Below are 23,055 nucleotides of genomic sequence, written 5' to 3'. Positions count from 1 at the left end.
CTGCCAGTTCCAGGTGCTCCAACACCCTCCGCGTGAGCGGCCTAGTCTATTCCAAAATGCCTTCTTCCGACCTGATATCGGTGGTCATCACCACCTATAACCGCAGCGACGCGCTCGCGCTGGTGCTGCGCGGGCTTACCCAGCAGACGGACCGGAACTTTGAGGTCGTCATTGCCGACGACGGCTCCACCGAGTCTCACAGACAGGCCATTGAACTGGCGGCCAGTGCCAGCGGCCTGCGCGTCACCCATGTCTGGCACCCCGATGTGGGCTTTACCGTGTCCCAGGTGCGCAACCTCGGCGTCATTGCCGCCAAGGGGGCGTATCTGATTCTCATGGACGGCGACTGCGTGCCCGAGGTGGACTTCATCGCCCGCCATCGCCAGCTGGCCCAGCCGGGCTGCTTTGTTAATGGTAGCCGTGTGTTGCTGAACGCGACCTTTACCCAGCGCGCCATTGCAGGCCAACTGCCCATCGCTGGTCACTCCGCCGGCTTCTGGCTGCGCCGCCGTCTGGCAGGTGAAGCCAGCAAATTAACGGGTCTGGTGCGCCTGCCCGACTGGCGCCGGCGCCGGCAGCCGCGCTTTGTCTGGAAGGGCATACGCAGCTGCAATATGGCGCTCTGGCGCAAGGACTACGAGGCTGTCAATGGTTTCGATGAAACCTTTGTCGGCTGGGGCCATGAGGATGCCGATTTTGTGCTGCGTCTGCACAATGCGGGCCTGGTGCGCAAAAACGGTTTCTGTGCCACCGAGGTCTACCACCTCTGGCATCCCGAGGCCAGCCGCATGCGCGAAGGCGTCAATGCTGACACCGTGCGGCAGCGGCAAAAAAGCGGCCAAGTCCGCTCTACCATTGGTTACCAAGAAAGCAAAAGCGCGCCCGATGTGGTGCTGCGCAGTTGGGGATAATCGCCGAATGATCAAAAAATTGTTGCTCGCTATTGCTGCCTGTACGCTGAGTTTGCAGGTTACGGCGCAGTTCCGTGTTGAGGTTTCCGGTATTGGCATGACCCAGGTCCCGGTGGCCATTCCCACCTTCCGCGGCGAAGAGGGTGCCCCGCAAAAGTTGGCCTCCATCGTCATGGCCGATCTGGAGCGCAGTGGCCAGTTCCGTAGCACGGACACGCTGCCCGGCGTCTGGGACGAAGTGTCCCGCCCCGACATGTCGGGCTGGCGCCAGAAGAGTGCTGATGCACTGGTGATCGGCAGCGTCACACGCCTTGCGGATGGTCGTTATGACGTACGCTTTCGTCTCTGGGATGTGGTGCGCAGCCAGGATCTGGGTGGCCAGAGCCACGCCGTTGTGGCCGCCGACTTGCGTCTTGCCGCCCACCGCATTGCCGACTTTGTCTATGAAAAGCTGACAGGCGACAAGGGCGTGTTCTCCACACGCGTGGCGTATGTCACGAAGAATGGGAACAACTACAGCCTCTGGGTCGCCGATTCCGATGGTGAAAATGCCCAAAGCGCTCTCAATAGCCCCGAGCCCGTTATTTCGCCCTCTTGGGCGCCGAATGGCAACCAGCTCGCCTACGTTTCGTTCGAGTCGCGCAAGCCCGTGGTCTATGTGCACGATGTGTCCACCGGCAAGCGCCGCCTGGTTGCCAACTTCAAGGGGTCCAATAGTGCTCCTGCATGGTCTCCCGATGGCCGTACGCTGGCATTGACGTTGAGCCGCGACGGTGGCTCACAGCTCTACCTCATGGACTCCAATGGGGGCGAGCCGCGCCGCCTGGCCCAGTCCAGTGCCATCGACACCGAGCCTGTGTTCACGGCGGATGGCAAGTCCATCTATTTCGTCAGTGACCGCGGGGGCTCTCCGCAGATCTATAGAATTCCAGTCTCCGGCGGTAATCCCGAGCGCGTAACCTTCTCTGGTACCTACAACATTTCGCCCACCTTGAGCCCTGATGGCAAGTGGCTGGCCTATGTGTCGCGCGTCAATGGCGCCTTCAAGCTGCATGTGATGGATATTGCCACGGGCACCGCCAACCCGATTACCGATACCTCGGCTGATGAAAATCCGAGTTTTTCGCCCAATGGCAAGCTCATTATTTACGCCACCCTGCAACAAGGGCGCGAAGCGCTCATGACCAGCACACTGGACGGAAGAATCAAGGCCCGCTTGGCAGGCCAAGGTGGAGACATTCGGGAACCCGATTGGGGCCCGTTTCAGAAGTAATGCAACTGCAATCTATTAGCAATCAAGGAGTTTGAAGTATGAAGCGTATCGTTTTGTCCATGGCCGTCGCATTGGTTCTCAGTGCTTGCGGCTCTTCCGTCAAGCTGGACGACAAAGCCAAGGTCGAAGACCGCACGGGTACCACGGTCGGCACTACGGCTACTGCCAATGCAGGTGGTACTGGTGTATCCGAATCGCAGGTAAAAACTGTGAACCTGTCTGATGCTGAACGTGAAGCGGCTTTCCTCAAATCCACGACCCGCGTTGTGTACTTTGATTACGACAGCTTTGTGATCCGCTCGGAATTCCAGCCTGTGATCGAAGCCCACGCCAAGTACCTCAATGCGAACAAGGGCCGCAAGGTCACGCTGGAAGGCAACACCGACGAGCGCGGTGGCCGCGAATACAACCTGGCTCTTGGCCAGAAGCGTGCTGAAGCCGTGCGCAAGGCCCTGCTGCTGCAAGGTGTGGCCGACAGCCAGCTCGAAGCCGTGAGCTTTGGCAAGGAAAAGCCTGCTGTGCAAGGCAGCTCCGAAGACGCGATGGCCAAGAACCGTCGTACCGAAATCAGCTACCGCTAGGCCATGGCAGCTCGCACGGTTTGGTCCGGATTCCGCAAGGGGCTGCTCGCATTGGCCCTGCCGCTGTGCGTCGGTGCTGCGCATGCGGGCTTGTTTGACGACGAGGAGGCGCGCCGCGCCATCCTCGACCTGCGCCAGCGGATCGACCAGCTCAAGCAGGAATCGGAGCAAAAACTCGCCGACGAAACCCGCCGCGCGAGTGACGAATCAGCCCAGTTGCGTCGTGTGATTGCCGATCTGCAAAACCAGCTTGAAGCCAATCGCACCGAGATCGCCAAGCTGCGTGGCCAGGACGAGCAGCTCGCGCGCGACGTTGCCGAGCTGCAACGCAAGCAGAAGGATAGCGTCCAGTTGCTCGATGATCGCCTGCGCAAGCTTGAACCCATTCGTGTGACCTATGACGGCCGTGAGTTTGCTGCCGACCCCAATGAGAAGCGCGACTTTGAATCCGCATTGGCGGTGTTCCGTCGTGGTGACTTTGCGCCGGCGCAAAGTGCGTTTGTGGACTTCCTCAATCGCTACAGCGCCAGCGGCTACCGGCCCTCGGCCCTGTTCTGGCTGGGTAATGCGCAGTACGCTACCAAGGATTACAAGGAGGCTCAGGCCAACTTCCGTACTCTGGTGCAGCAGGGCGGCGACCATATGCGCGTGCCAGAAGCCTTGCTGGCAATCGCCAATTGCCAGCAAGAAATGAAGGATTCCAAGGCCGCGAAGAAAACCCTGGAAGAACTGGTAGCCAAATACCCCGGCAACGAAGCTGCGGCTGTGGCTAAGGAACGTCTGGCGCGCCTGAAGTAAGGCGCCATTTCCGCACCCCCAATGACAGAGTCCGTCGCATCTGCCGACCTGGATCGGCGTTTCTCTGGCATGAACCGCCTGTTTGGCGTGGAGCCCGCCGCGAGTGTGCGTCAGTCTCACGTCATGGTGGTGGGCATAGGCGGCGTGGGCTCTTGGGCCGCTGAAGCTTTGGCACGCAGCGGTATTGGCCGCCTCACGCTGGTCGATATGGACCACGTTTCCGAGTCGAACATCAATCGCCAGTTGCATGCCCTGTCTTCCACTTTGGGCATGGCCAAGATAGAGGCCATGCGCGAGCGCATCGCCCTGATCAACCAAGCCTGCGAGGTGCGCTGCCTGGATACCTTTGCGGATGCAGACAACTGGTTGGAGTTGGTGGGCGAGGGTGTAGACGCCGTGATAGACGCCTGCGACCAAGTGCGCGCCAAGACCGCCATGGCGGCCTGGGCCATCAAAACCAAAACACCCTTTATCAGCGTGGGAGCCGCTGGCGGCAAACGCTTGGCCCATGCGGTGGATATTGCGGATCTGAGCCAGACCACACACGATCCACTGCTCGCCCAGTTGCGCTATCGACTGCGCCGTGAACACGGCGCGCCCAAACAGGGCAAGACCATGCATGTGACCTGCGTTTTCAGCCGAGAGGCGGTTGCCGGGCCTGATGCTTCCTGCGCCATCGAGGGTGATGGAAGCCTCAACTGCCATGGCTATGGATCGCTGGTCAGCGTGACGGCCACCTTCGGAATGTGTGCTGCAGGATGGATCATGGATAAATTATCGCGGCGAACGTAAACAGTCTGAAAAACCACGCTATAATTTGAGGCTTAGCGGGAGACGCAAAAGAAATTAGCAGCAAGCTGCGGTTTCAGCGGATTTTCGTCGGGACCATAGCTCAGTTGGTAGAGCAGCGGACTTTTAATCCGTTTGTCGTGGGTTCGACCCCCGCTGGTCCCACCAGTTTTTGGGAATTTAGCTCAGTTGGTAGAGCAGCGGACTCTTAATCCGTAGGTCCAGGGTTCGAATCCCTGAGTTCCCACCACTTATCAGTGGATCAAAAAGCCCCCTGTCGTAAGACCGGGGGCTTTTTTCTTGTCGGTAGCTGGGAAAAAAACAGCTAAGAGGACAAAAGAAAAGGGCCTAAGCCCTTTCCCTGCTGCCTCAGCCTTCTATCTGTGTCGTCAAACTCAGCCACTGCTCTTCCAGCGTTTGCAGCTCGGCGTTCACCATCTTGAGGCGTTTACCGGTTTCAGCGATGATGGAGGGATGCGGGTTGGTAGAGAGCTTGGCCTCCAGCTCCGCACCTTCGGTGTTGAGTGTGGCCATGCGCTCTTCCACTTGGGCCAGTTCCTTTTTCCACTTGCGCAGTGCTTCGGGCGTGGGGCCAGTCTTGGCGGGTGCCACAGGGACGGCAGCCGGTTTGACTGCATCGGCTTTTGCCTCTTCCTTGGCCAGTTCGCGTTGGCGTTTGGCTTCGTCGAGCAGGTAGCGTTGGTAGTCGTCCAAGTCACCGTCAAAGGGCTCCACACCGCCGCGTGACACCATCCAGAACTCGTCGCAGACGGAACGCAGCAGCGCACGGTCATGGCTCACCAACATGACGGTGCCTTCAAACTCATTGAGCGCCATGGCCAGGGCCTCGCGCGTGGCCAGATCCAAGTGGTTGGTCGGCTCATCCAGCAGCAGCAGGTTGGGGCGCTGCCAGACGATCATGCACAGCACCAGGCGGGCCTTCTCGCCACCGCTCATGCTGCCCACGGCCTGTTTGACCATGTCGCCGCTGAAGTTGAAGGTCCCCAGGAAGCTGCGCAGATCCTGCTCGCGCGTCTGCTGGCCCGTGATCTTGCCGGCCGCGGTCATCTCGCGCACCAGGCGGATCATGTGCTCCAGCGGCGACTCATCAGGCCGCAGTACGTCCAGTTCCTGCTGCGCAAAGTAGCCGATGTTTAGCCCCTTGCCTTCGGTGACTTCGCCGCCCAGCGGCGCCAAGTCGCGCGCCACGGTTTTCACCAGTGTCGATTTACCCTGACCGTTGGCACCCAGAATGCCGATGCGTTGCCCGGCCAGCACCGATTTGCTGACGTTGTGCACGATGGTCGTGGGCGGCGTTCCCTTGGGGGCCTCTTCCGGCGGCGGATAGCCGAAGCTCACACCCTGCATGGAGAGCATGGGGTTGGGTAAGTTGGCGGGCTCCTTGAATTCGAAAGTGAACTCTGCCTCGGCCATCAGCGGAGCAATCTTCTCCATGCGGTCCAGCGCCTTGACGCGGCTCTGAGCCTGTTTGGCCTTGCTGGCCTTGGCCTTGAAGCGCGCGATGAATTTCTGCAGATGTGCGATCTTGTCTTGTTGCTTGGCGTAGGCCGTTTGCTGCAGCTCCATCTGCTCCGCGCGCATGTCCTCGAACTTGCTGTAGTTGCCGCCGTAGCGCACCAGGCGCCCCATGTCGATGTGCAGGGTCACATTGGTCACGGCATCCAGAAACTCGCGGTCATGGCTGATGACGACCATGGTGCCTTCGTATTTCTTGAGCCAGGCCTCCAGCCAGACCAGGGCGTCCAAGTCCAAGTGGTTGGTCGGTTCATCAAGCAGCAGCAAGTCGCTGGGGCACATCAGGGCGCGCGCGAGCTGCAGGCGCATGCGCCAACCGCCGGAGAAGCTGTTGACGGGCTTGTCCAGCTCGGTGGTCTTGAAACCCAGGCCCAGGATCAGCGCCTGTGCGCGTGCCGGCGCGTCGTACTCGCCCGCGTCGTGCAGGGCGGTGTAGGCGTGGGCCATGCGGTCATAGTCATCGGTGGCTTCAGCCGCGGCCACTTCGGCGCGCGCGGCCGCCAGCACGGTGTCGCCCTCGACCACAAAGGCCGTGGCCCCCATCTCGGTCTCCGGCATGTCCTGGGCTACCTGGCCCATGCGCCATTGGGCGGGGATGTAGTACTCGCCCGCGTCCTCATGCAGGTTGCCGTTGAGCAGCGCAAACAGCGAGGACTTGCCGGCGCCATTGCGCCCCACCAAACCGACTTTTTCGCCGGGATTGAGGGTGACGGAAGCACCTTCGAGGAGCACCTTGGCGCTGCGGCGCAGGGTGACGTTTTTCAGGGTAATCATTCTTTTGACTCAGCTATTTTTCATTCAGGCGTTTTGGGCCTGGGGGTTGGCGAGGGCTGGCGGACGGGGTATCCGTTCTCCGGCGCATCTCGCGGGCGAACACGGTCGGTTCGCTTCTGTTATTTCGTTAATGCCTTGGTTGGTCAGGTCGCTCTGTGGCAACCGCGAACAGCGCCTGCGACCGGACACCCCATCCACCATCCCCAGTGACACACTCTTTTGCGTTACAGAAGACCGATTCGCAGCAGCAGGGTAGGGGCGGGGAACGCAGTGAGGTAAAGGAGGAGGCCGAAGGCCGGGGGACACGACCGGAGTTCCCTGCTCCTGGCCTGTTGCGGGCTCAGCACCGAAGCCCAACCCAAGAGGCGCTAAAGCAGCAAAGCCTCCTTGGTCACCAACAACACCTGGTCTTCTCCAGCGCTGGTTTCCAGCCACACCACTTCCAGATCCGGAAACGCAGCTTCAAAGAAAGGCCGCTCATTACCAATCTCCAGCACCAACACCGCGTCGTCCGCCATCACCGCCGGCGCCTGCTTCAGCAGCGTGCGGATGAAATCCATGCCGTCGCCACTGCCACCAGACTGGTTGCCATCCAGCGCAATAAACGGCTCGGCAAGGTACTCGGCGGGTAGGGCGGCCATGCTCTGCGCGTTCACATAGGGCGGGTTGCACAGGATCAGGTCAAACGGGCCGGGCAGGGCGTTCAGTCCGTCCGACTCCACCAGTTGCACACGGTCCTGCAGGCTGTGCTTGTCCACATTGATGCGGGCCACAGCCAGCGCATCGGTGGAAATGTCGGCGCCGGTCACTGTCACATCGGGATAGACCATGGCCGCCAGAATGCCCAGGCTACCGTTGCCGGTGCACAGGTCCAGCACGCGGTGCGTGCTTTCCTTCAGCCAGTAATCAATGCCGCCGTCCACCAGCAGCTCGGCAATCAGCGAACGCGGCACGATGACGCGCTCGTCCACATAGAAGGACACACCCTGCAGCCAAGCCTCGTTCGTCAAATAGGCCGCCGGCTTGCGCATGCTGATACGCGCTCCTAAAAGCGTAGCTGCTCGCGCATATTCCTCGGGGGCTACAGGCTGATTTGACTCTTCAGCATCGGCGTCCAGGGGGGTGTCCAGCGGCAGGCCCAGCGCGTGCAACACCAGCCAGGCGGCCTCGTCGTGCGCATTGGTGGTGCCATGGCCAAAGGAGACCTTGGCGTCGGTAAGCTGCTGGGTGGCCTGGGCCACCAGTTCGGCCAGGGTCATGCCAGCGCCTGACGGTTCAGGTTGACCAGCACTTGGCGGTAGATGTTCTTCAGGGGCTCAATGTCGGCCACGGCCACAAACTCGTTGATCTTGTGGATGGTGGCGTTGGGCGGGCCCATCTCGATGACTTGGGGACAAACCTGGGCGATGAAGCGCCCGTCGCTGGTGCCACCGGTGGTGGACAACTCGGTCTCGATGCCGGTCTCTGAGCGGATGGCCTCGCGCACCGCGTCCACCAGTGTGCCGGGTGTGGTGAGAAAGGGCAGGCCGCCCACGGTCCAGGCCAGGTCGTACTCCAGCTCGTGCTTTTCCAGCACGCTGGCCAGGCGCTTCTGCAGCGAATCGGGGGTGGACTCGGTGGAGAAGCGGAAGTTGAAATCGATCACCACATGGCCCGGGATCACATTGCTTGCGCCGGTACCGCCGTGGATATTGCTGATTTGCCAGGTGGTGGGCGGAAAGAAGTCATTGCCGCGGTCCCACTCCACACCCACCAGCTCGGCCAGTGCGGGCGCGACCAGGTGGATGGGGTTCTTGGCCAGGTGCGGGTAGGCAATATGGCCCTGTACGCCCTTGACCGTGAGCTTGCCGCTCATGGTGCCGCGGCGGCCGTTCTTGATCATGTCGCCGGTGCGTTCCACCGAAGTGGGTTCGCCCACGATGCAGTAGTCCATCACCTCACCGCGTGCCTTCAGGGTGTTGCATACGATGACCGTGCCGTCATTGGCGGGGCCTTCTTCGTCGCTGGTCAGCAGCAGGGCGATGTTGAGTTGCGGGTTGGGGTTGTTAGCCAAAAACTCCTCGATAGCCACCACGAACGCGGCCAGCGAGGTCTTCATGTCGCTGGCGCCGCGCGCAAACAGCTTGCCGTCGCGGTGCGTCGGCACAAAGGGCGCGCTGTCCCATTGCTCCAGCGGGCCGGTGGGCACCACGTCGGTGTGGCCGGCAAACACCAGTGTTTTGGCTGCTATGGATTTGCTAGCTGTTTGCGCACTATCCACGGGGGCTGCAGTCCGTTTTGCCCACAAATTGGTGACCCGGAAGTCGTCCGGGCCGCTTTCGATGGTTTCGCAGACAAAGCCCAATGGGGCCAATCGTTGAGCAATCAGGGCTTGGCAGCCACCATCGTTGGGCGTGACGGACGCCATGGAAAGCAGCTGTTCCGTGAGCTGCAGGGTCTTGGTCATTAGTGCTTCACATCCAGGGTAATTTCGGTGAAGGAGGCTTCTTCTTCCTCCTCCACGGCGGCGCTGGGCTTGCTGGCGCCCTTGGTGAAGTCGTTCTGCAGGCGCCACAGCAGGTTGGTGGGGGAGTCGGCGTGGGCCAGGCCCTCCTTGCGATCCACGATGCCATCCACGATGAGGCGGGCGATGTCGTGCTCGAAGGTCTGTGAGCCCTCGGCCATGGACTTCTCCATCGCTTCGCGAACGCCCGAGAAGTCGCCTTTCTCGATCAGCTCCGCAATCAGCTTGGTGTTGAGCAGCACTTCGGCGGCCGGGGTGCGCATGCCGGCGGTGGTGCGCAGCAGGCGCTGCGATACCACGGCACGCAGGGCAGCCGCCAGGTCGCCCAGCATGGTGGGGCGCACTTCCACGGGGTAGAAGCTCAGGATGCGGTTCAGCGCCTGGTAGCTGTTGTTGGCGTGCATAGTGGCCAGGCACAGGTGGCCCGACTGGGCGTAGGCAATCGCCGCAGACATGGTTTCGCGGTCGCGAATTTCACCAATCAAAATCACATCCGGCGCCTGGCGCAGCGCGTTTTTCAGCGCGGTCTGCAGGTTCTGTGTATCGGTGCCAATTTCGCGCTGGTTGACGATGGATTTCTTGTTCTTGAACAAGAACTCTACGGGGTCTTCAATGGTCAGAATGTGGCCCGACACGTTCTCGTTGCGGAAGTCCATCATGGACGCCAGCGTGGTGCTCTTGCCTGCACCAGTGGCCCCCACCATCAGCAGCAGGCCGCGCTTTTCCATGATCAGGTCGCCCAGCACGGGCGGCAGCTGCAGGTTGGCCAGTGTGGGAATATCCACCGCGATGTAGCGGATCACCGCAGCAATGCTGCCGCGCTGGCGCATGGCGCTGACGCGGAAACGCCCCACACCCGCCATGGGAAAGCCTACATTGAGCTCACCTTCGGCTTCCAGCAGCGCCATCTGCTCAGGCGACAGCACCTCGGCCAGCAGGTTCTTGGGGGCGTCCGCCGGCAGCATCTGGCTGTTGATGGGTACGCACTGGCCATTGATCTTGATCAGCGCAGGGGCGTGCGCGGACAAGTACACGTCAGACGCCTTCTTCTCGCCCATGAGGCGAAGAATGCGCTCCATCGTTCCCGATGGTTGGGGCGTGGTAGTGGCCATGGCGTACCTCTCAGAACAGGGGCTAGGGTTGGGGCGTGCTTAGTCGCGCAGCAGGTCGTTGAGCGAAGTCTTGGAACGCGTTTGCGCGTCCACACGCTTGACGATGATGGCGGCGTACAGGCTGTACTTGCCGTCGTTCTTGGGCAGGCTGCCGCTGATCACCACGGAGCCGGCAGGCACGCGGCCGTAGCTCACGGTGTCGGTGGCGCGGTCGTAAATGGGGGTGCTTTGACCGATGTACACGCCCATGGAGATCACGGAGTTTTCCTCCACGATCACGCCTTCGACGATTTCGGAGCGGGCGCCGATGAAGCAGTTGTCTTCAATGATGGTGGGCCCAGCCTGCATGGGTTCGAGCACGCCGCCAATGCCCACGCCGCCGGACAGGTGCACATGCTTGCCGATCTGCGCGCAGGAGCCCACGGTGGCCCAAGTATCGACCATGGTGCCTTCGTCCACATAAGAGCCGATGTTGCAGTACGAAGGCATCAGGATCACGCCCTTGCCCTGGAAACTGCCACGGCGTGCCACGGCGGGAGGCACCACGCGCACGCCGCTAGCCTTGAGGTCGGCTTCGGACATACCGGAGAACTTGGTGCCCACCTTGTCGTAGAAGCCCAGGTCGCCGGACTGCACGATGGCGTTGTCCTTCAGGCGGAAGCTCAGCAACACGGCCTTCTTGATCCACTGGTGGGTGGTCCACTGGCCCACGGCCTCGCGGGTCGCCACGCGCAGGCGGCCGGCGTCCAGTTCGTTCAGCACATGCTCCACGGCGTCGCGCACTTCGGCAGGGGCGGAGGCCACGGAGATGTTAGCGCGGTCTTCCCACGCGGCTTCGATCACGGATTGCAGTTGTTGGCTCATAAAGTGTCTTGAAAAGAACAGGAGTGGGTAAACAAGAAATCAGCCCGGATCAGCGCCGGGACTGGACAAACTGGACGATGCGCTGCGCGGCCTCCACGCATTCCGCAGCTTCGGCCACCAGGGCCATGCGGATGCGGCCTGCACCGGGGTTGCTGCCATGGGCCTCGCGGGCTAGGTAGCTGCCGGGCAGCACGGTGACATTGTATTGAGCCAGCAAATCGCGCGCGAAGTCGGTGTCGCTGCCCTGGACCTTGGCCCACAGGTAGAAGCCGGCATCGGGCAGGGCTACGTCCAGCACCTCGGCCAGCATGGGCGTGACCTGGGCGAACTTGGCGCGGTACTGCGCGCGGTTTTCCACCACGTGGGCCTCGTCGTCCCAGGCGGCGGCACTGGCGGTCTGCACCACCATGCTCATGGCGCTGCCGTGATAGGTGCGGTAGAGCAGGAACTGCTTGACCAGCGTGGCGTCGCCGGCGCAAAAACCGCTGCGCATGCCCGGCACATTGCTGCGCTTGGACAGGCTGGTGAAGATCACCAGGTTCTTGAAGTCTGTGCGGCCCAGCTTGGCGGCGGCTTCCAGCCCGCCCAGCGGCGGCTCGTCGCGGAAGTAGATCTCGCTGTAGCACTCGTCGGAGGCAATCACAAACCCGTACTGGTCGCTCAGCGCAAACAGCTTTTCCCATTCGGACAGCGGCATCACCGCGCCGGCCGGGTTGCCCGGCGAGCAGACATAGAGCAGTTGGGTACGCGCCCAGACTTCGGCCGGCACGCTGTCCCAGTCCTGCGCAAAGTTGCGTTCGGGCACCGAGGGCACGAAGTAGGGCTGGGCGCCGCTGAGCAGGGCTGCACCTTCGTAGATTTGGTAGAACGGGTTGGGACACACCACTTGGACGGGCCCGCGCGCATCGGCTTTTTTGGGATTGATGACGGTCTGGGCAAAGGCAAACAGGGCCTCGCGCGAGCCGTTGATGGGCAGGATTTGCGTGGCGGCATCTAGTTGCAGGCCGTAGCGGCGTTCCACCCAGCGCGCCATGGATGCGCGCAGCTTGGGGTCACCCGCCGTGGCTGGGTAGACCGACAGGCCGCCATCGGCGCTGCGGATGGCGTCGCAGTAGGCGTCCTTGATCAGATCGGGCGTGGGGTGGCGGGGCTCGCCAATCCCCAGACTGATGGGGCGGTAGGCGGGGTTGGGCGTGACGCTGGAGAAGAGCTGGCGCAGGCGTTCAAAGGGGTAGGCCTGCAGGCGAGACAAATTCGGATTCATGGGGCGTCATTATCCCCCGTGGCCCGTGGTTTTCAGGCTGTAACGTTTGTCTGCCCGGCAAGCGTGTGGGCCGGCTTGGCTACACAGTATCATCGGGGGCCGTTCCTCAGTCAGACCTGACTGATAAACCCAATGAAATCAACTGCTTAGAGCAGCCTACATCCGCCCGTGCGCCTCAATTCCATCAAGTTATCCGGCTTCAAGTCCTTTGCGGAGCCCACCAACTTCCTGTTGCCAGGCCAATTGGTGGGCGTGGTGGGGCCCAACGGTTGCGGCAAATCCAACATCATGGACGCGGTGCGCTGGGTGCTGGGCGAAAGCAAGGCCAGCGAGTTGCGCGGCGAGTCCATGCAGGACGTGATCTTCAACGGCACCACCACCCGCAAGCCGGCCAGCCGTTCCAGCGTGGAGCTGGTGTTTGACAACGCCGACCACCGCGCCGGTGGCCAGTGGGGCCAGTTTGGCGAGATCGCCGTCAAGCGCGTGCTCACGCGCGATGGCACCAGCAGCTACTTCATCAACAACCAGCCGGTGCGCCGCCGCGACGTGCAGGACGTGTTCCTCGGCACCGGCCTCGGGCCGCGCGCCTACGCCATCATCGGCCAGGGCACCATCAGCCGCATCATCGAGTCCAAACCCGAAGAGCTGCGCCTGTTTCTGGAAGAAGCTGCTGGCGTTTCCAAATACAAGGAACGCCGCCGCGAGACCGAAAACCGCCTCTCCGACACACGCGAAAACCTGACGCGTGTGGAAGACATCTTGCGCGAACTGGGTACCAACCTGGAGCGCCTGGAAAAGCAGGCCGAAGTAGCCCAAAAGTACAACGGCCTGCAGGCTGAAGTGACGCAGAAGCAGCACCAGCAGTGGTTCCTGAAGCGGGCCGAGGCCCAGGCCGACCAGGCCAAGGTGCAGGCCGAAGGGCTGGCCGCCGTCAACGCGCTCGAATCCCGCATGGCCGACCTGCGCCATGTGGAGGCCGATCTGGAAACCGTGCGCCAAGCCCACTATGCGGCCGGCGACCAGGTCAACCAGGCCCAGGGCCTGTTGTACGAAGCCAGCACCGATGTGGGCCGCCTGGAGGCTGAAATCCGCTTTGTGGTGGAGGGCCGTCAGCGTGTCGAGCAGCGCCTGGTCACGCTCAAGGAACAGATTGCCGAATGGGCTGTGCGCCGCGACGACGCGCAAGCTGAAATTGAACGCCTGGCCGAGCTCGCCGCACTTGGTGAGGAGCAGACGGAGTTGCTGGCCGCCCAGGTTGAAGAGCAGGCCATGCAACTGCCCGATATGGAAGAGGCGGTGGCCAAGGCCCAGACCGCGGCCAACGACCAGCGCAGCAGCGTCAGCCAGGTGCAACAGCAGATTCAGGTGCTGGCCGCCGAGCAGCGCAGCATTGAAGAGCAAAGCCGCCAACTGGCCACCCGCCGCGACCGGCTCATGGCGGATCGCAATGCGCTGTCAGCCCCCGATGAGGCCCGTCTGATCAATCTGCAGGAACAGCTGGAAGCTGCGCAGGAAGCCAATGAAGTGGCGGAGGCGCGCTTGCACGAGTTGCAGGACTCCGTGCCCCAACTGGACGAGGCACGTCGCAATCAACAGCAAGCGGTGAATGACGAGTCTGCCAAACAGGCCGATTTTTCTGCCCGCCTGGAGGCCCTCAAGGCCCTGCAGGAAAAGGTCAAAACTGATGGCAAGCTGCAACCCTGGCTGGCCAAGCATGGGCTGGACCATTTGCAGGGCTTGTGGACCCGCATCCATATTGAGCAGGGCTGGGAAAACGCGCTGGAAGGTGCCTTGCGCGAACGTCTGGGCGCGCTCGAAGTGTCCCGCCTGGAGATGCTGCGTGCCTTTGCGGTCGATGCGCCGCCGGCTAAGCTGGCCTTCTACAGCCCGCCTTCTGCAGCACTGCCCGATCGCGTCGGCAGCCTGCCACGTCTGTCCGACCTGTTGCGTGTGAACGATGCGGGCCAGAAGGCCGTGCTGACGGATTGGCTGCAGGGCTGCTACACAGCCGCCAGCTTTGAGGATGCCTTGGCCCAGCGCGACAAGCTGCAAGGTGGCGAGAGCATTTACCTGAAGTCCGGCCATGTGGTTACCGCACACAGCGTGAGCTTTTATGCGCAGGACAGCGAACAGGCCGGCCTGTTGGCGCGCGCACAGGAAATCGAGAATCTGGAAAAGCAGCTGCGTGCCCAGCAGCTGATTGCCGACGAATCCCGGGTAGCCCTGGCCCGCGCCGAAAGCGCCTATGCCGAAAGCGCCCAGCGCCTGGTCACAGCCCGCCGCGAGGCCGCCGAAACCCAGAGCCGTGCCCATGAACTGCAAGTCGAGACCCTGCGCCTCACCCAAATCCTGGAGCAGACCCGTGCGCGCAGCGCGCAGATCGAATCCGACATGGCCGAGGTGGAAGCCCAGCTCGACGACCTGCAGGAACGCCGCGTAGAGGCCGAAGGCCGGTTTGAATCTTTGGACATGCAACTGGCCGACAGCCAGGAGCGCCACGCGCAACTGGAAGAGCGCGTGATCGAAGGCCAGCGCAAGCTGGTGCAATGTCGCGAGCAGCAGCGCACGCTGGAGCGCCAGGCGCAAGAGGCCGTATTTGCCCAGCGCAGCCTGCAGGCCCGCAATGCCGAACTGTCGCGTGCGATTGAAACCGCCGCGCAGCAAACCCAGAACATCCTGGCCGAAGAGCAGCGAGCCCAAGACGAACTGACCCGTTTGACCGATGCGGCTGCGCAGGCCGGTTTGCAAAACGCCCTGGCCCTGAAGCTGGAGCGAGAGCAGGCCTTGGGCGCCAAGCGCAGCGAGTACGACGATCTGACCGCCAAACTGCGCGCCAGTGATGAGCGCCGCATGCAGCTGGAACGCGAACTCGACCCGCTGCGCCAGCGCATCACGGAATTCCAGCTCAAGGAACAAGCCGCCCGCCTGGGCTTTGAGCAGTTTGAAGCCCAACTGGCCGATGCCCAGGCTGACTTGGCCGCCATCGAGCAAAGCATCAAGGACGGAAATGTGCGTCTCTTCGGCATGCAGGGAGACATTGACCGCCTGCACCGCGAGATTGCGGCCCTGGGCGCCGTCAACCTGGCCGCGCTGGACGAGTTGGCCGCAGCCCGCGAGCGCAAGCAGTTCCTGGACATGCAGAACGTGGACCTGACGCAGGCCATGAACACGCTGGAAGACGCGATTCGCAAGATCGATGCCGAAACCCGAGAGCTGCTGTCGGGCACCTTTGACCAGGTGAACTCGCACTTTGGCCGCATGTTCCCGGAGCTGTTTGGCGGCGGCAATGCGCGCCTGGTCATTACCGGCGACGAAATTCTCGACTCCGGTGTGCAGGTGATCGCCCAGCCGCCCGGCAAGAAGAACCAGACCATCCACCTGCTCTCGGGTGGCGAAAAGGCGCTCACCGCGATTGCGTTGGTCTTCGCCATCTTCCAGTTGAATCCCGCGCCGTTCTGCTTGCTGGACGAGGTGGACGCGCCGCTGGACGACGCCAACACCGAGCGTTACGCCAAGTTGGTGGCCAGCATGAGCAAGGGCACGCAGTTCCTGTTCATCAGTCACAACAAGATCGCCATGGAAATGGCCGAGCAGCTGATTGGCGTGACCATGCAGGAGCAGGGTGTATCCCGTATCGTGGCGGTGGACATGGAGTCCGCCGTCAACATGGCAGAACTGGCCTGAGACCCAGAGCGTCTTTGCGGCAAACCCATTGAACCGAACCCGACGATGAGCAATTTACAAATCGGACTGGCCATTGCAGGTGGCGTGGTGCTGGCGGCGGTAGTCGCCCACAGCGCCTGGACTTCGCGCCGCAATGCCCCCCGCCAGGCCCAACCCGAGCCCGTGCTGGACCACGAGGCACCCCAGCCCGACGCCCAGGAACCCACGCTGTCGGGTGGCGGGCTGGACGTGCCGGCCTTCCCCTTGCCACATCCGCCGCGCCGCCCGGTCATGGATTCGTTGATCGACGTGATCGCCACCGTGGCGCTGGACCCCAGCGTGTCCGCCGTCTCGGGTGAGGCAGCGCTGGCAGCCATGCCGGCCACACGCCGTGCCGGCACCAAGCCCTTCTCCATCGAAGGCTACAACCTGCAGTCCCTGGTGTGGGAAGCGCCCATGCCGGGCCAGCGCTACGGCGGCTTCCAGGCCGGCGTGCAATTGGCCAACCGCTCGGGCGCGCTCAACGAAATCGAGTACTCCGAATTCGTGGTGAAGACTCAGTCCTTTGCGGACACCATCAACGCCACGCCCGAATTCCCCGAGATGCTGGACGAAGTGGCTCGCGCCCGCGAGCTGGACCAGTTCGCCAGCGCGCACGATGCCCAACTGGGTTTCACCATCCGCGCGCGCAATGCATCCTGGAGTCCCGGCTACATCCAGCAGAACGCGGCGCGCCTGGGCTTTGTGCCTGGTGTCATTCCCGGGCGCATGGTGTTGCCCGCCGCCCAGGAGGGCCTGCCGCCCTTGCTGGTGTTGAGCTTTGATTCGCAAGCCGCACTGGCCGAAGACCCGGCCCAATCCGCCGTACGCGACATCAGCCTGCATCTGGACGTGGCCCAGGTGGACCGCGCCGAGCGGCCGTTCGAGCGTATGCGCGAGTCCGCCGCTGCCCTGGCGCAGGCCATGGAAGGCGTGGTGACGGACGACAACGGCCAGCCCTTGCTCGCGCAGACCATGGACGTGATCGGCACCGAGCTGCAAACCCTGTATGACACGCTGGAACAGCGCGATCTGGCCGCTGGCTCTCCGCTGGCGCGCCGCCTCTTCAGTTAATTTTTCCGCTTCCGATGACAACGCCGGACTTGTTTTCCCCCGAGCCGGCCACGCCGGCCCCCAAATCCGAGCACGACCGCCTGCTGGCGCTGCGCGCCGAACTGCATCACCATGCTCAGCAGTATTACGTGCTGGATGCGCCTACGATTCCCGATGCTGAGTACGACCGCCTGTTCCGTGAATTGCAGGCGCTGGAAGCTGAGCACCCGGAGTGGCTGACGCCGGATTCTCCGACTCAGCGGGTTATCGGTGAAGTTTTGAGAGGGCTTAGCCCTGTTAGACACGTTATTCCGATGTTGTCAATTAAGACGGAAACTGACACGTCACGTTCTGGAGCTGAAAAATTTGATGCAGGAGTGCGTAAAGCACTCGGCCTGACCGATGCGGACCCACAAGTGGAGTACGCAGCGGAGCTGAAGTTTGATGGGCTCGCAATTAATTTGCGTTATGAGAGAGGCTATTTCGTTCAAGCGGCTCTGCGTGGTGATGGCGAAGTCGGTGATGACGTCACGCACACAGTGAAAATGATCAGAGCTATTCCCTTGAAATTGAAGGGGGTTGCGGCTACCGCTTCGGTGATTGAGGTACGAGGCGAAGTGTTAATGAGCCGTAAGCAATTCGAAAAGCTCAATGAAAAACAACGGGAACTTGGCGAAAAGACATTCGTAAACCCTCGAAACGCTGCAGCAGGTGTAGTCCGACAACTCGACGCGAATGTCGTAAAAGGTCGCCCTCTAGATTTCTATGCCTATGGAATAGGTGAGGTTCAGGGCTGGGATGTTCCTCGAACTCAGTCGGCAGTAATCGCACAGCTAGCGGAGTTTGGTATTCCTGTCGATTTAGAGCATGAAGTGGCTCATGGTGTAACTGGTTTGGTGGCATTTCACGAACGCATCGCAAGCAAACGTGACGCTTTGCCATTCGATATAGACGGCGTTGTTTACAAAGTAAATGATCGGCTTCTTCAAGAACAATTGGGGTTCAAGACGCGTGAGCCGCGCTGGGCTGTGGCGCACAAATACCCGGCACAGGAGCAAATCACCAAGGTGCTGGGCATTGATGTGCAGGTGGGCCGCACGGGCAAGCTGACGCCAGTGGCGCGCCTGGCACCGGTGTTTGTCGGAGGGACCACGGTGTCTAACGCCACGCTCCACAATCTATTTGAGTTGCGGCGCAAGAAGATACGGGTGGGGGATATGGCGATCATTCGTCGTGCTGGTGACGTCATACCTGAGGTAGTGGGAAGAGTCCCCAGTAACCTGAACTATCCATTTGTCGTCAATCCAGGGGTGGTTGGTGATGCAATGTTACTGATTCACGATGGAAAGCAAACGCCTCGCGATCCCTACGTCCCCAACTTCCGCATGCCACGCACCTGTCCCATCTGCGGCAGCGCCGTGGTGCGCGAGAAAACCGAGATGAACCACCGCTGCAGTGGCGGGCTGTTCTGCCCGGCGCAGCGCAAGCAGGCCATCCTGCATTACGCGCAGCGCCGCGCCGTGGAGGTGGAGGGCCTGGGCGAAAAGCTGGTGGACCAGCTGGTGGAAAGCAACACCATCCGCACACTGCCCGACCTCTACAAGATGGGCTTGAGCACCCTGGCCGCGCTGGAGCGCATGGCCGAGAAGTCGGCCCAGAACATCGTGGACGCGCTGGAAAAGTCCAAACAGACCACGCTGCCGCGTTTCCTGTTCGGCCTTGGCATCCGCCACATCGGAGAGGCCACGGCCAAGGACCTCGCGCGCCACTTCGGCACACTCGACGCCATCATGGACGCGAGCGAAGAACAACTGCTGGCCGTCAACGACGTTGGCCCCATCGTCGCGAAAAGCCTGCATACCTTCTTCGCCCAACCGCACAACCGCGAGGTGGTGGAACAGTTGCGCGCCTGCGGCGTGACCTGGGAAGAGGGCGAAGCCGCCGCCCAGGCGCCCAAGCCGCTGGCCGGGAAAACCTTTGTACTCACGGGTACCTTCCCCACGCTAAGTCGGGACCAGGCCAAGGACTTGCTGGAAGCCGCCGGCGCAAAGGTGGCCGGCTCGGTCAGCAAGAAAACCAGCTATGTGGTGGCAGGCGCCGAGGCGGGCAGCAAATTGGACAAGGCGCAGGAGCTAGGCGTGCCGGTACTGGACGAAGCGGCCATGCTGGCCCTGCTGCAGGCACCGTCACCTTGAGCGTGATTCAAGCTGTGGGAGGGAAGGACTCCGGTCTGCGCCACAGCCAGATCAGCACGCTGCCCATGCAGCCGATAGCGCAAGCCGTAGCCCACCATTTGGATACCGTGAACAGCATCAGCAGTGCGCTGAGTGACATGGTGATGGTGGCGGCCCATTTGGCTTTGCGGCTGACCACGCCGCCCCGGCGCCAGTCGCGCAGCATCTTGCCGAAGAGGCGGTGTTGTTCCAGCCAGGCGAGCAGCCGTGGTGAGCTACGGGCGGCGGCCCAGGCGGCCAGCAAGATGAAGGGGGTGGTGGGGAGCAGTGGCAGGAACATGCCCAGAAACCCCAGCGCCAGGCTCAGCAACGCCAGCCCGCGCAGCAACCATTGCAGCCACATGGCGAGTGCTGCGGGGGCGTCGCCCGGAGGGCCGGAAGGAGAGGGGGCGGGCATGCCCCGGATTGTGCCGTGTGAGAGGAAAGCAAACGATGACAGTACGTGAAATTTTGAAGATGGGCGACGCACGCCTGCTGCGCGTGGCCCAGCCAGTGACCGAGTTCGATAGCGATGCGCTGCACTTGCTCATCACCGACCTGCTGGACACCATGCGCGCAGCCAACGGAGCCGGGCTGGCGGCGCCGCAGATTGGTGTGGACCTGCAGGTGGTGATCTTCGGTTCGAACGAGCGCAACCCGCGCTACCCAGACCGGCCCATCGTGCCACCCACCGTGCTGTGCAACCCGGTGATCACCCCGCTGGGTGAAGAGGAAGAGACTGACTGGGAGGGTTGCCTTTCGGTGCCCGGCTTGCGGGGCCAGGTGCCGCGCTGGTCGCACATTCGCTACACCGGGTTTGACCAGTATGGCGACCCGATTGACCGCACGGTGGAGGGGTTCCATGCCCGCGTGGTGCAGCATGAGTGCGACCACCTCTGGGGCAAGCTCTACCCCATGCGCATGCGTGATTTCACGCAGTTTGGCTACACCGAGGTGCTGTTTCCGGGTATTGCTGCCGCCGAAGACGACTGAATTTTGCTATAGAAGATATAGCTGCTTGCGCAGATTCCACGGGGGCTAGAGTCCGAAATGTCTTGAAGAGCCAGGTTCAGGCCTTGAGCGCGTCCAGCAGCTCGGTTTCGATGTCGATCTGCGCACGGTTGTGCTGCAACTGGGCGCCGTGGATGAGGAAGGTGTCTTCTACCCGCTCGCCCAATGTGGCCACCTTGGCCAGTTGCACCACGATCTGGTGGCGTGCCAGCACGCGGGCCACGCTGTAGAGCAGGCCCAGGCGGTCGCTGGCAGAAATGTTGAGCAGCCAGCGCTGTGCCTTTTCATCGGGCTTGAGGCTGACGCGCGGCGCAATGGGGAAGCTCTTTACACGGCGCGATACGCGGCCGCGGCTGGGCGCGGGCAGTGGGCCGGCTTCGGCAATAGCCTGGGCCAAGCCGTTTTCCAGCAGGCTGGTGGTCTCGCGGTAGTGCTCGTCCATGTCGGCGCTGGTGACGACTTGGAAGGTGTCCAGCGCGTAGCCCTTGTTGGTGGTGTGGATGCGCGCGTCCAGAATGCTGAAGCCGCCCTGGTCGAAATAGCCGCAGATGCGGGCGAACAGGTCGGACTGGTCTTGGGTGTATACCAGCACCTGCAGGCCTTCACCCACGGGTGAGCGGCGCGCACGCACGATAGGCTGGTCGGTGGCCACATGGCGTGAGAGCTGCTTGGTGTGCCAGGCAATGTCGGCCGCGTCGTGGCGCATGAAGTAGCTCACGTCCAGCGTGTCCCACAGCGGCTTGTGGGCCTCAAAGGGCATGGCATACAGCGCCACCATTACCAGCGCTTCGCGCTTGCGCAGCTCGACCTCGGCGTCGGCATCTGGCGCGCGGCCGCCCAGGGCGCGGGCGGCGTACTTGTAGAGATCTTCCAGCAGTTTGCCCTTCCAGGCATTCCAGACCTTGGGACTGGTGCCGCGGATATCGGCCACGGTGAGCAGGTACAGCGCGGTCAGGTAGCGCTCGTTGCCCACTCGCTTGGCAAATTCGGCAATGACTGCCGGGTCGGACAGGTCAGATTTCTGGGCGATGCGGCTCATGGTGAGGTGTTCGCCCACCAGGAATTCGATGAGTTTGGCGTCTTCGGCCGCAATGCCGTGCTGCTTGCAGAAGCGGCGCACTTCCACCATGCCCAAGTCTGAATGGTCGCCACCGCGGCCCTTGGCAATGTCGTGGAACAGCGCGGCCACGTACAGGATCCAGGGCTTGTCCCAGCCGGAGGCCAGCTGCGAGCAGAAGGGGTACTCGTGCGCGTGCTCTACCATGAAGAAGCGGCGCGCATTGCGCAGCACCATCAGGATGTGTTGGTCCACCGTGTAAACGTGGAACAGGTCGTGCTGCATCTGGCCCACGATCTTGCGGAACACCCAGAGGTAGCGGCCCAGCACGGAGGTCTGGTTCATCAGGCGCATGGCATGGGTGATGCCGTCAGGCGCCTGCATGATTTGCAGAAACAGGGAGCGGTTGACCGGATCGCTACGGAACTTGCCGTCCATCAGGTCGCGCGCGTTGTAGAGCGCCCGCAGCGTACGCGCGGACAGCCCCTTGACGCCCACCGTGGTCTGGTAGACCAGAAAGGTCTCCAGGATCGCATGCGGGTTGCGGCGGTACAGGTCGTCGCTGGCCACGTCAATCATCCCCGCCTTGTCATTGAAGTGGTCGTTGATGCGGCGCAGCGCGTGGGTAGAGGGGTTGAGCCGCTCCTCGATATTGAGCAGCAGGATCTGATTGAGCTGCGTGACCGCCTTGGCCGCCCAGTAGTAGCGCTTCATCAGCGCCTCGCTGGCGCGCACCAGCATGGGCTTGCCGGAACTGCCTTCCAGCGTCTGGTTGGCATAGCCAAAGGCTTCGGCCACAGCGGTCTGCAAATCGAAGATCAGTCGGTCTTCGCGCCGGTTGGCGATGAGGTGCAGGCGCGCGCGGATCAGCAGCAGCAAGGTCTCGTTGCGCTGGATCTGCTTGACCTCGAAATCAGTTGCCAGCCCGCTGGCTGCCAGTGCGGCCCAGTCATTGCCATAGCCGGCTGCCTTGGCCACCCAGAGGATGACCTGCAGGTCGCGCAGGCCGCCGGGCGATTCCTTGCAGTTGGGCTCTAGCGAATAAGGCGTGTCCTCAAACTTGGTGTGGCGCTGGCGCATTTCCAGCGTCTTGGCCACGAAGAAGGCCTTAGGGTCCATGGCCGCAAAGAAGGCCTGCTGGAATTGATCGACCAGCGGCGCATTGCCGGTGATAAGGCGGCATTCCAAGAGTGCGGTCTGTACCGTCACATCCTTGGCGGCCTCGGCTAGGCAATCCGCCAGGGTGCGCACGCTGGAGCCGATTTCCAGCCCCACATCCCAGCAGCTGCCGATGAAGGACTCGATCTTCTTCTGCAGCGTCGGGTCGAACTCGGGCGACTGGCCATCGGGCAGCAGCACCAGCACGTCCACGTCCGAGTGCGGGAACAACTCCCCGCGGCCAAAGCCGCCCACCGCCAGCAGGGCGTAGGGTTCGCCCAGACCGGCCTGCTGCCACAGCTGCATCAGCACGCTGTCGGTGAGCTGTGACATGCGTTGCAGCACCTTGCGCACGGCGCGACCCGTGGTCGTGGAGGCTGCAATGGTTTGCAGCAACTGCGCTTTGCTTGCGCGATACTCCGCGCGCAGGGCCTGCAGCTCGGTCATGCGGCGGGC

Annotated in this window: 17 protein-coding genes and 2 tRNA genes; 11 read left to right on the top strand and 8 right to left on the bottom strand. The window is 62.3% G+C overall.

What is annotated here, in order from left to right; translation table 11 throughout:
* Positions 1–56: 56 nt before the first annotated feature.
* From AC1RNN_RS05685 to AC1RNN_RS05655, 7 genes are all read left to right on the top strand, one after another.
* Positions 57–911, top strand: a complete 855-nt coding sequence (locus tag AC1RNN_RS05685) for a glycosyltransferase family 2 protein (RefSeq protein WP_493087888.1) — start codon at positions 57–59, stop codon at positions 909–911.
* A 7-nt stretch (positions 912–918) separates the two neighbouring features.
* A complete protein-coding gene (tolB, locus tag AC1RNN_RS05680) occupies positions 919–2,184 on the top strand; it encodes a Tol-Pal system beta propeller repeat protein TolB (protein WP_493087889.1) in 1,266 nt (421 codons plus the stop codon).
* A 38-nt stretch (positions 2,185–2,222) separates the two neighbouring features.
* On the top strand, positions 2,223–2,765 hold the full coding sequence (gene pal, locus AC1RNN_RS05675; protein WP_493087891.1) for a peptidoglycan-associated lipoprotein Pal: 543 nt from the start codon (positions 2,223–2,225) through the stop codon (positions 2,763–2,765).
* Between the two features lie 3 nt (positions 2,766–2,768).
* Positions 2,769–3,563, top strand: a complete 795-nt coding sequence (gene ybgF / locus AC1RNN_RS05670; protein WP_493087893.1) for a tol-pal system protein YbgF — start codon at positions 2,769–2,771, stop codon at positions 3,561–3,563.
* A gap of 21 nt (positions 3,564–3,584) precedes the next feature.
* Positions 3,585–4,355: a tRNA threonylcarbamoyladenosine dehydratase gene (locus AC1RNN_RS05665; protein WP_493087895.1), complete on the top strand. Its 771-nt coding sequence runs from the start codon at positions 3,585–3,587 to the stop codon at positions 4,353–4,355.
* An 89-nt stretch (positions 4,356–4,444) separates the two neighbouring features.
* Positions 4,445–4,520 (top strand) — tRNA-Lys (locus AC1RNN_RS05660).
* A gap of 6 nt (positions 4,521–4,526) precedes the next feature.
* Positions 4,527–4,602 (top strand) — tRNA-Lys (locus AC1RNN_RS05655).
* Between the two features lie 119 nt (positions 4,603–4,721).
* Here the strand turns inward: AC1RNN_RS05655 and AC1RNN_RS05650 are convergent.
* The 6 genes from AC1RNN_RS05650 to dapC form a co-directional block, all read right to left on the bottom strand.
* On the bottom strand, positions 4,722–6,662 hold the full coding sequence (locus AC1RNN_RS05650) for an ABC-F family ATP-binding cassette domain-containing protein (RefSeq protein ID WP_493087897.1): 1,941 nt from the start codon (positions 6,660–6,662) through the stop codon (positions 4,722–4,724).
* Between the two features lie 368 nt (positions 6,663–7,030).
* The gene (gene prmB, locus AC1RNN_RS05645; protein WP_493087898.1) at positions 7,031–7,921 is read right to left on the bottom strand and encodes a 50S ribosomal protein L3 N(5)-glutamine methyltransferase; all 891 of its coding nucleotides are present in this window, start codon (positions 7,919–7,921) and stop codon (positions 7,031–7,033) included.
* Positions 7,918–9,108, bottom strand: a complete 1,191-nt coding sequence (gene dapE / locus AC1RNN_RS05640) for a succinyl-diaminopimelate desuccinylase (RefSeq protein ID WP_493087900.1) — start codon at positions 9,106–9,108, stop codon at positions 7,918–7,920. The genes prmB and dapE overlap by 4 nt, the downstream gene beginning before the upstream one ends.
* A complete protein-coding gene (locus AC1RNN_RS05635; protein WP_493087902.1) occupies positions 9,108–10,277 on the bottom strand; it encodes a PilT/PilU family type 4a pilus ATPase in 1,170 nt (389 codons plus the stop codon). The genes dapE and AC1RNN_RS05635 overlap by 1 nt, the downstream gene beginning before the upstream one ends.
* A 39-nt stretch (positions 10,278–10,316) precedes the next feature.
* The gene (gene dapD, locus AC1RNN_RS05630) at positions 10,317–11,141 is read right to left on the bottom strand and encodes a 2,3,4,5-tetrahydropyridine-2,6-dicarboxylate N-succinyltransferase (protein WP_493087904.1); all 825 of its coding nucleotides are present in this window, start codon (positions 11,139–11,141) and stop codon (positions 10,317–10,319) included.
* A gap of 49 nt (positions 11,142–11,190) precedes the next feature.
* The gene (dapC, locus tag AC1RNN_RS05625) at positions 11,191–12,405 is read right to left on the bottom strand and encodes a succinyldiaminopimelate transaminase (protein ID WP_493087906.1); all 1,215 of its coding nucleotides are present in this window, start codon (positions 12,403–12,405) and stop codon (positions 11,191–11,193) included.
* 168 nt (positions 12,406–12,573) lie between these two features.
* Between dapC and smc the strand changes: the two genes are divergently transcribed.
* From smc to ligA, 3 genes are read left to right on the top strand one after another with little or no spacing between them, the layout of a single operon-like run.
* Complete coding sequence (gene smc, locus AC1RNN_RS05620) at positions 12,574–16,089, top strand: chromosome segregation protein SMC (protein ID WP_493087908.1); 3,516 nt, start codon at positions 12,574–12,576, stop codon at positions 16,087–16,089.
* Between the two features lie 45 nt (positions 16,090–16,134).
* Positions 16,135–17,181 carry a cell division protein ZipA C-terminal FtsZ-binding domain-containing protein gene (locus AC1RNN_RS05615; RefSeq protein ID WP_493087910.1) on the top strand — a complete coding sequence of 349 codons (1,047 nt, stop codon included), beginning with the start codon at positions 16,135–16,137 and terminating at the stop codon, positions 17,179–17,181.
* A 14-nt stretch (positions 17,182–17,195) separates the two neighbouring features.
* Complete coding sequence (gene ligA / locus AC1RNN_RS05610) at positions 17,196–19,355, top strand: NAD-dependent DNA ligase LigA (RefSeq protein ID WP_493087912.1); 2,160 nt, start codon at positions 17,196–17,198, stop codon at positions 19,353–19,355.
* 7 nt (positions 19,356–19,362) lie between these two features.
* Here ligA and AC1RNN_RS05605 read toward each other — a convergent pair whose 3' ends face one another.
* The gene (locus tag AC1RNN_RS05605) at positions 19,363–19,791 is read right to left on the bottom strand and encodes a YbaN family protein (protein WP_493087914.1); all 429 of its coding nucleotides are present in this window, start codon (positions 19,789–19,791) and stop codon (positions 19,363–19,365) included.
* A gap of 35 nt (positions 19,792–19,826) precedes the next feature.
* On the opposite strand from AC1RNN_RS05605, the gene def reads away from it, so the two are divergent.
* Positions 19,827–20,366 (top strand): peptide deformylase, encoded by a 540-nt coding sequence (gene def / locus AC1RNN_RS05600; RefSeq protein ID WP_493087916.1) that lies wholly within the window; start codon positions 19,827–19,829, stop codon positions 20,364–20,366.
* Between the two features lie 76 nt (positions 20,367–20,442).
* Here def and AC1RNN_RS05595 read toward each other — a convergent pair whose 3' ends face one another.
* Positions 20,443–23,046 (bottom strand): [protein-PII] uridylyltransferase, encoded by a 2,604-nt coding sequence (locus AC1RNN_RS05595; protein ID WP_493087918.1) that lies wholly within the window; start codon positions 23,044–23,046, stop codon positions 20,443–20,445.
* Positions 23,047–23,055: the final 9 nt, after the last annotated feature.

This window comes from Rhodoferax sp. GW822-FHT02D07, from assembly GCF_058802405.1.
This window is presented reverse-complemented; position numbering and strand designations above follow the sequence as displayed.

What these genes read in the sequence shown, in the direction of transcription:
- dapC (WP_493087906.1), bottom strand. Translation starts at nt 12,405, where the DNA reads ATGAATCCGAATTTGTCTCGCCTGCAGGCCTACCCCTTTGAACGCCTG.
- dapE (WP_493087900.1), bottom strand. Translation starts at nt 9,108, where the DNA reads ATGACCAAGACCCTGCAGCTCACGGAACAGCTGCTTTCCATGGCGTCC.
- ybgF (WP_493087893.1), top strand. Translation starts at nt 2,769, where the DNA reads ATGGCAGCTCGCACGGTTTGGTCCGGATTCCGCAAGGGGCTGCTCGCA.
- AC1RNN_RS05650 (WP_493087897.1), bottom strand. Translation starts at nt 6,662, where the DNA reads ATGATTACCCTGAAAAACGTCACCCTGCGCCGCAGCGCCAAGGTGCTC.
- tolB (WP_493087889.1), top strand. Translation starts at nt 919, where the DNA reads ATGATCAAAAAATTGTTGCTCGCTATTGCTGCCTGTACGCTGAGTTTG.
- ligA (WP_493087912.1), top strand. Translation starts at nt 17,196, where the DNA reads ATGACAACGCCGGACTTGTTTTCCCCCGAGCCGGCCACGCCGGCCCCC.
- def (WP_493087916.1), top strand. Translation starts at nt 19,827, where the DNA reads ATGACAGTACGTGAAATTTTGAAGATGGGCGACGCACGCCTGCTGCGC.
- AC1RNN_RS05665 (WP_493087895.1), top strand. Translation starts at nt 3,585, where the DNA reads ATGACAGAGTCCGTCGCATCTGCCGACCTGGATCGGCGTTTCTCTGGC.
- prmB (WP_493087898.1), bottom strand. Translation starts at nt 7,921, where the DNA reads ATGACCCTGGCCGAACTGGTGGCCCAGGCCACCCAGCAGCTTACCGAC.
- AC1RNN_RS05685 (WP_493087888.1), top strand. Translation starts at nt 57, where the DNA reads ATGCCTTCTTCCGACCTGATATCGGTGGTCATCACCACCTATAACCGC.
- AC1RNN_RS05615 (WP_493087910.1), top strand. Translation starts at nt 16,135, where the DNA reads ATGAGCAATTTACAAATCGGACTGGCCATTGCAGGTGGCGTGGTGCTG.
- AC1RNN_RS05635 (WP_493087902.1), bottom strand. Translation starts at nt 10,277, where the DNA reads ATGGCCACTACCACGCCCCAACCATCGGGAACGATGGAGCGCATTCTT.
- pal (WP_493087891.1), top strand. Translation starts at nt 2,223, where the DNA reads ATGAAGCGTATCGTTTTGTCCATGGCCGTCGCATTGGTTCTCAGTGCT.
- AC1RNN_RS05595 (WP_493087918.1), bottom strand. Translation starts at nt 23,046, where the DNA reads ATGACCGAGCTGCAGGCCCTGCGCGCGGAGTATCGCGCAAGCAAAGCG.
- dapD (WP_493087904.1), bottom strand. Translation starts at nt 11,141, where the DNA reads ATGAGCCAACAACTGCAATCCGTGATCGAAGCCGCGTGGGAAGACCGC.
- AC1RNN_RS05605 (WP_493087914.1), bottom strand. Translation starts at nt 19,791, where the DNA reads ATGCCCGCCCCCTCTCCTTCCGGCCCTCCGGGCGACGCCCCCGCAGCA.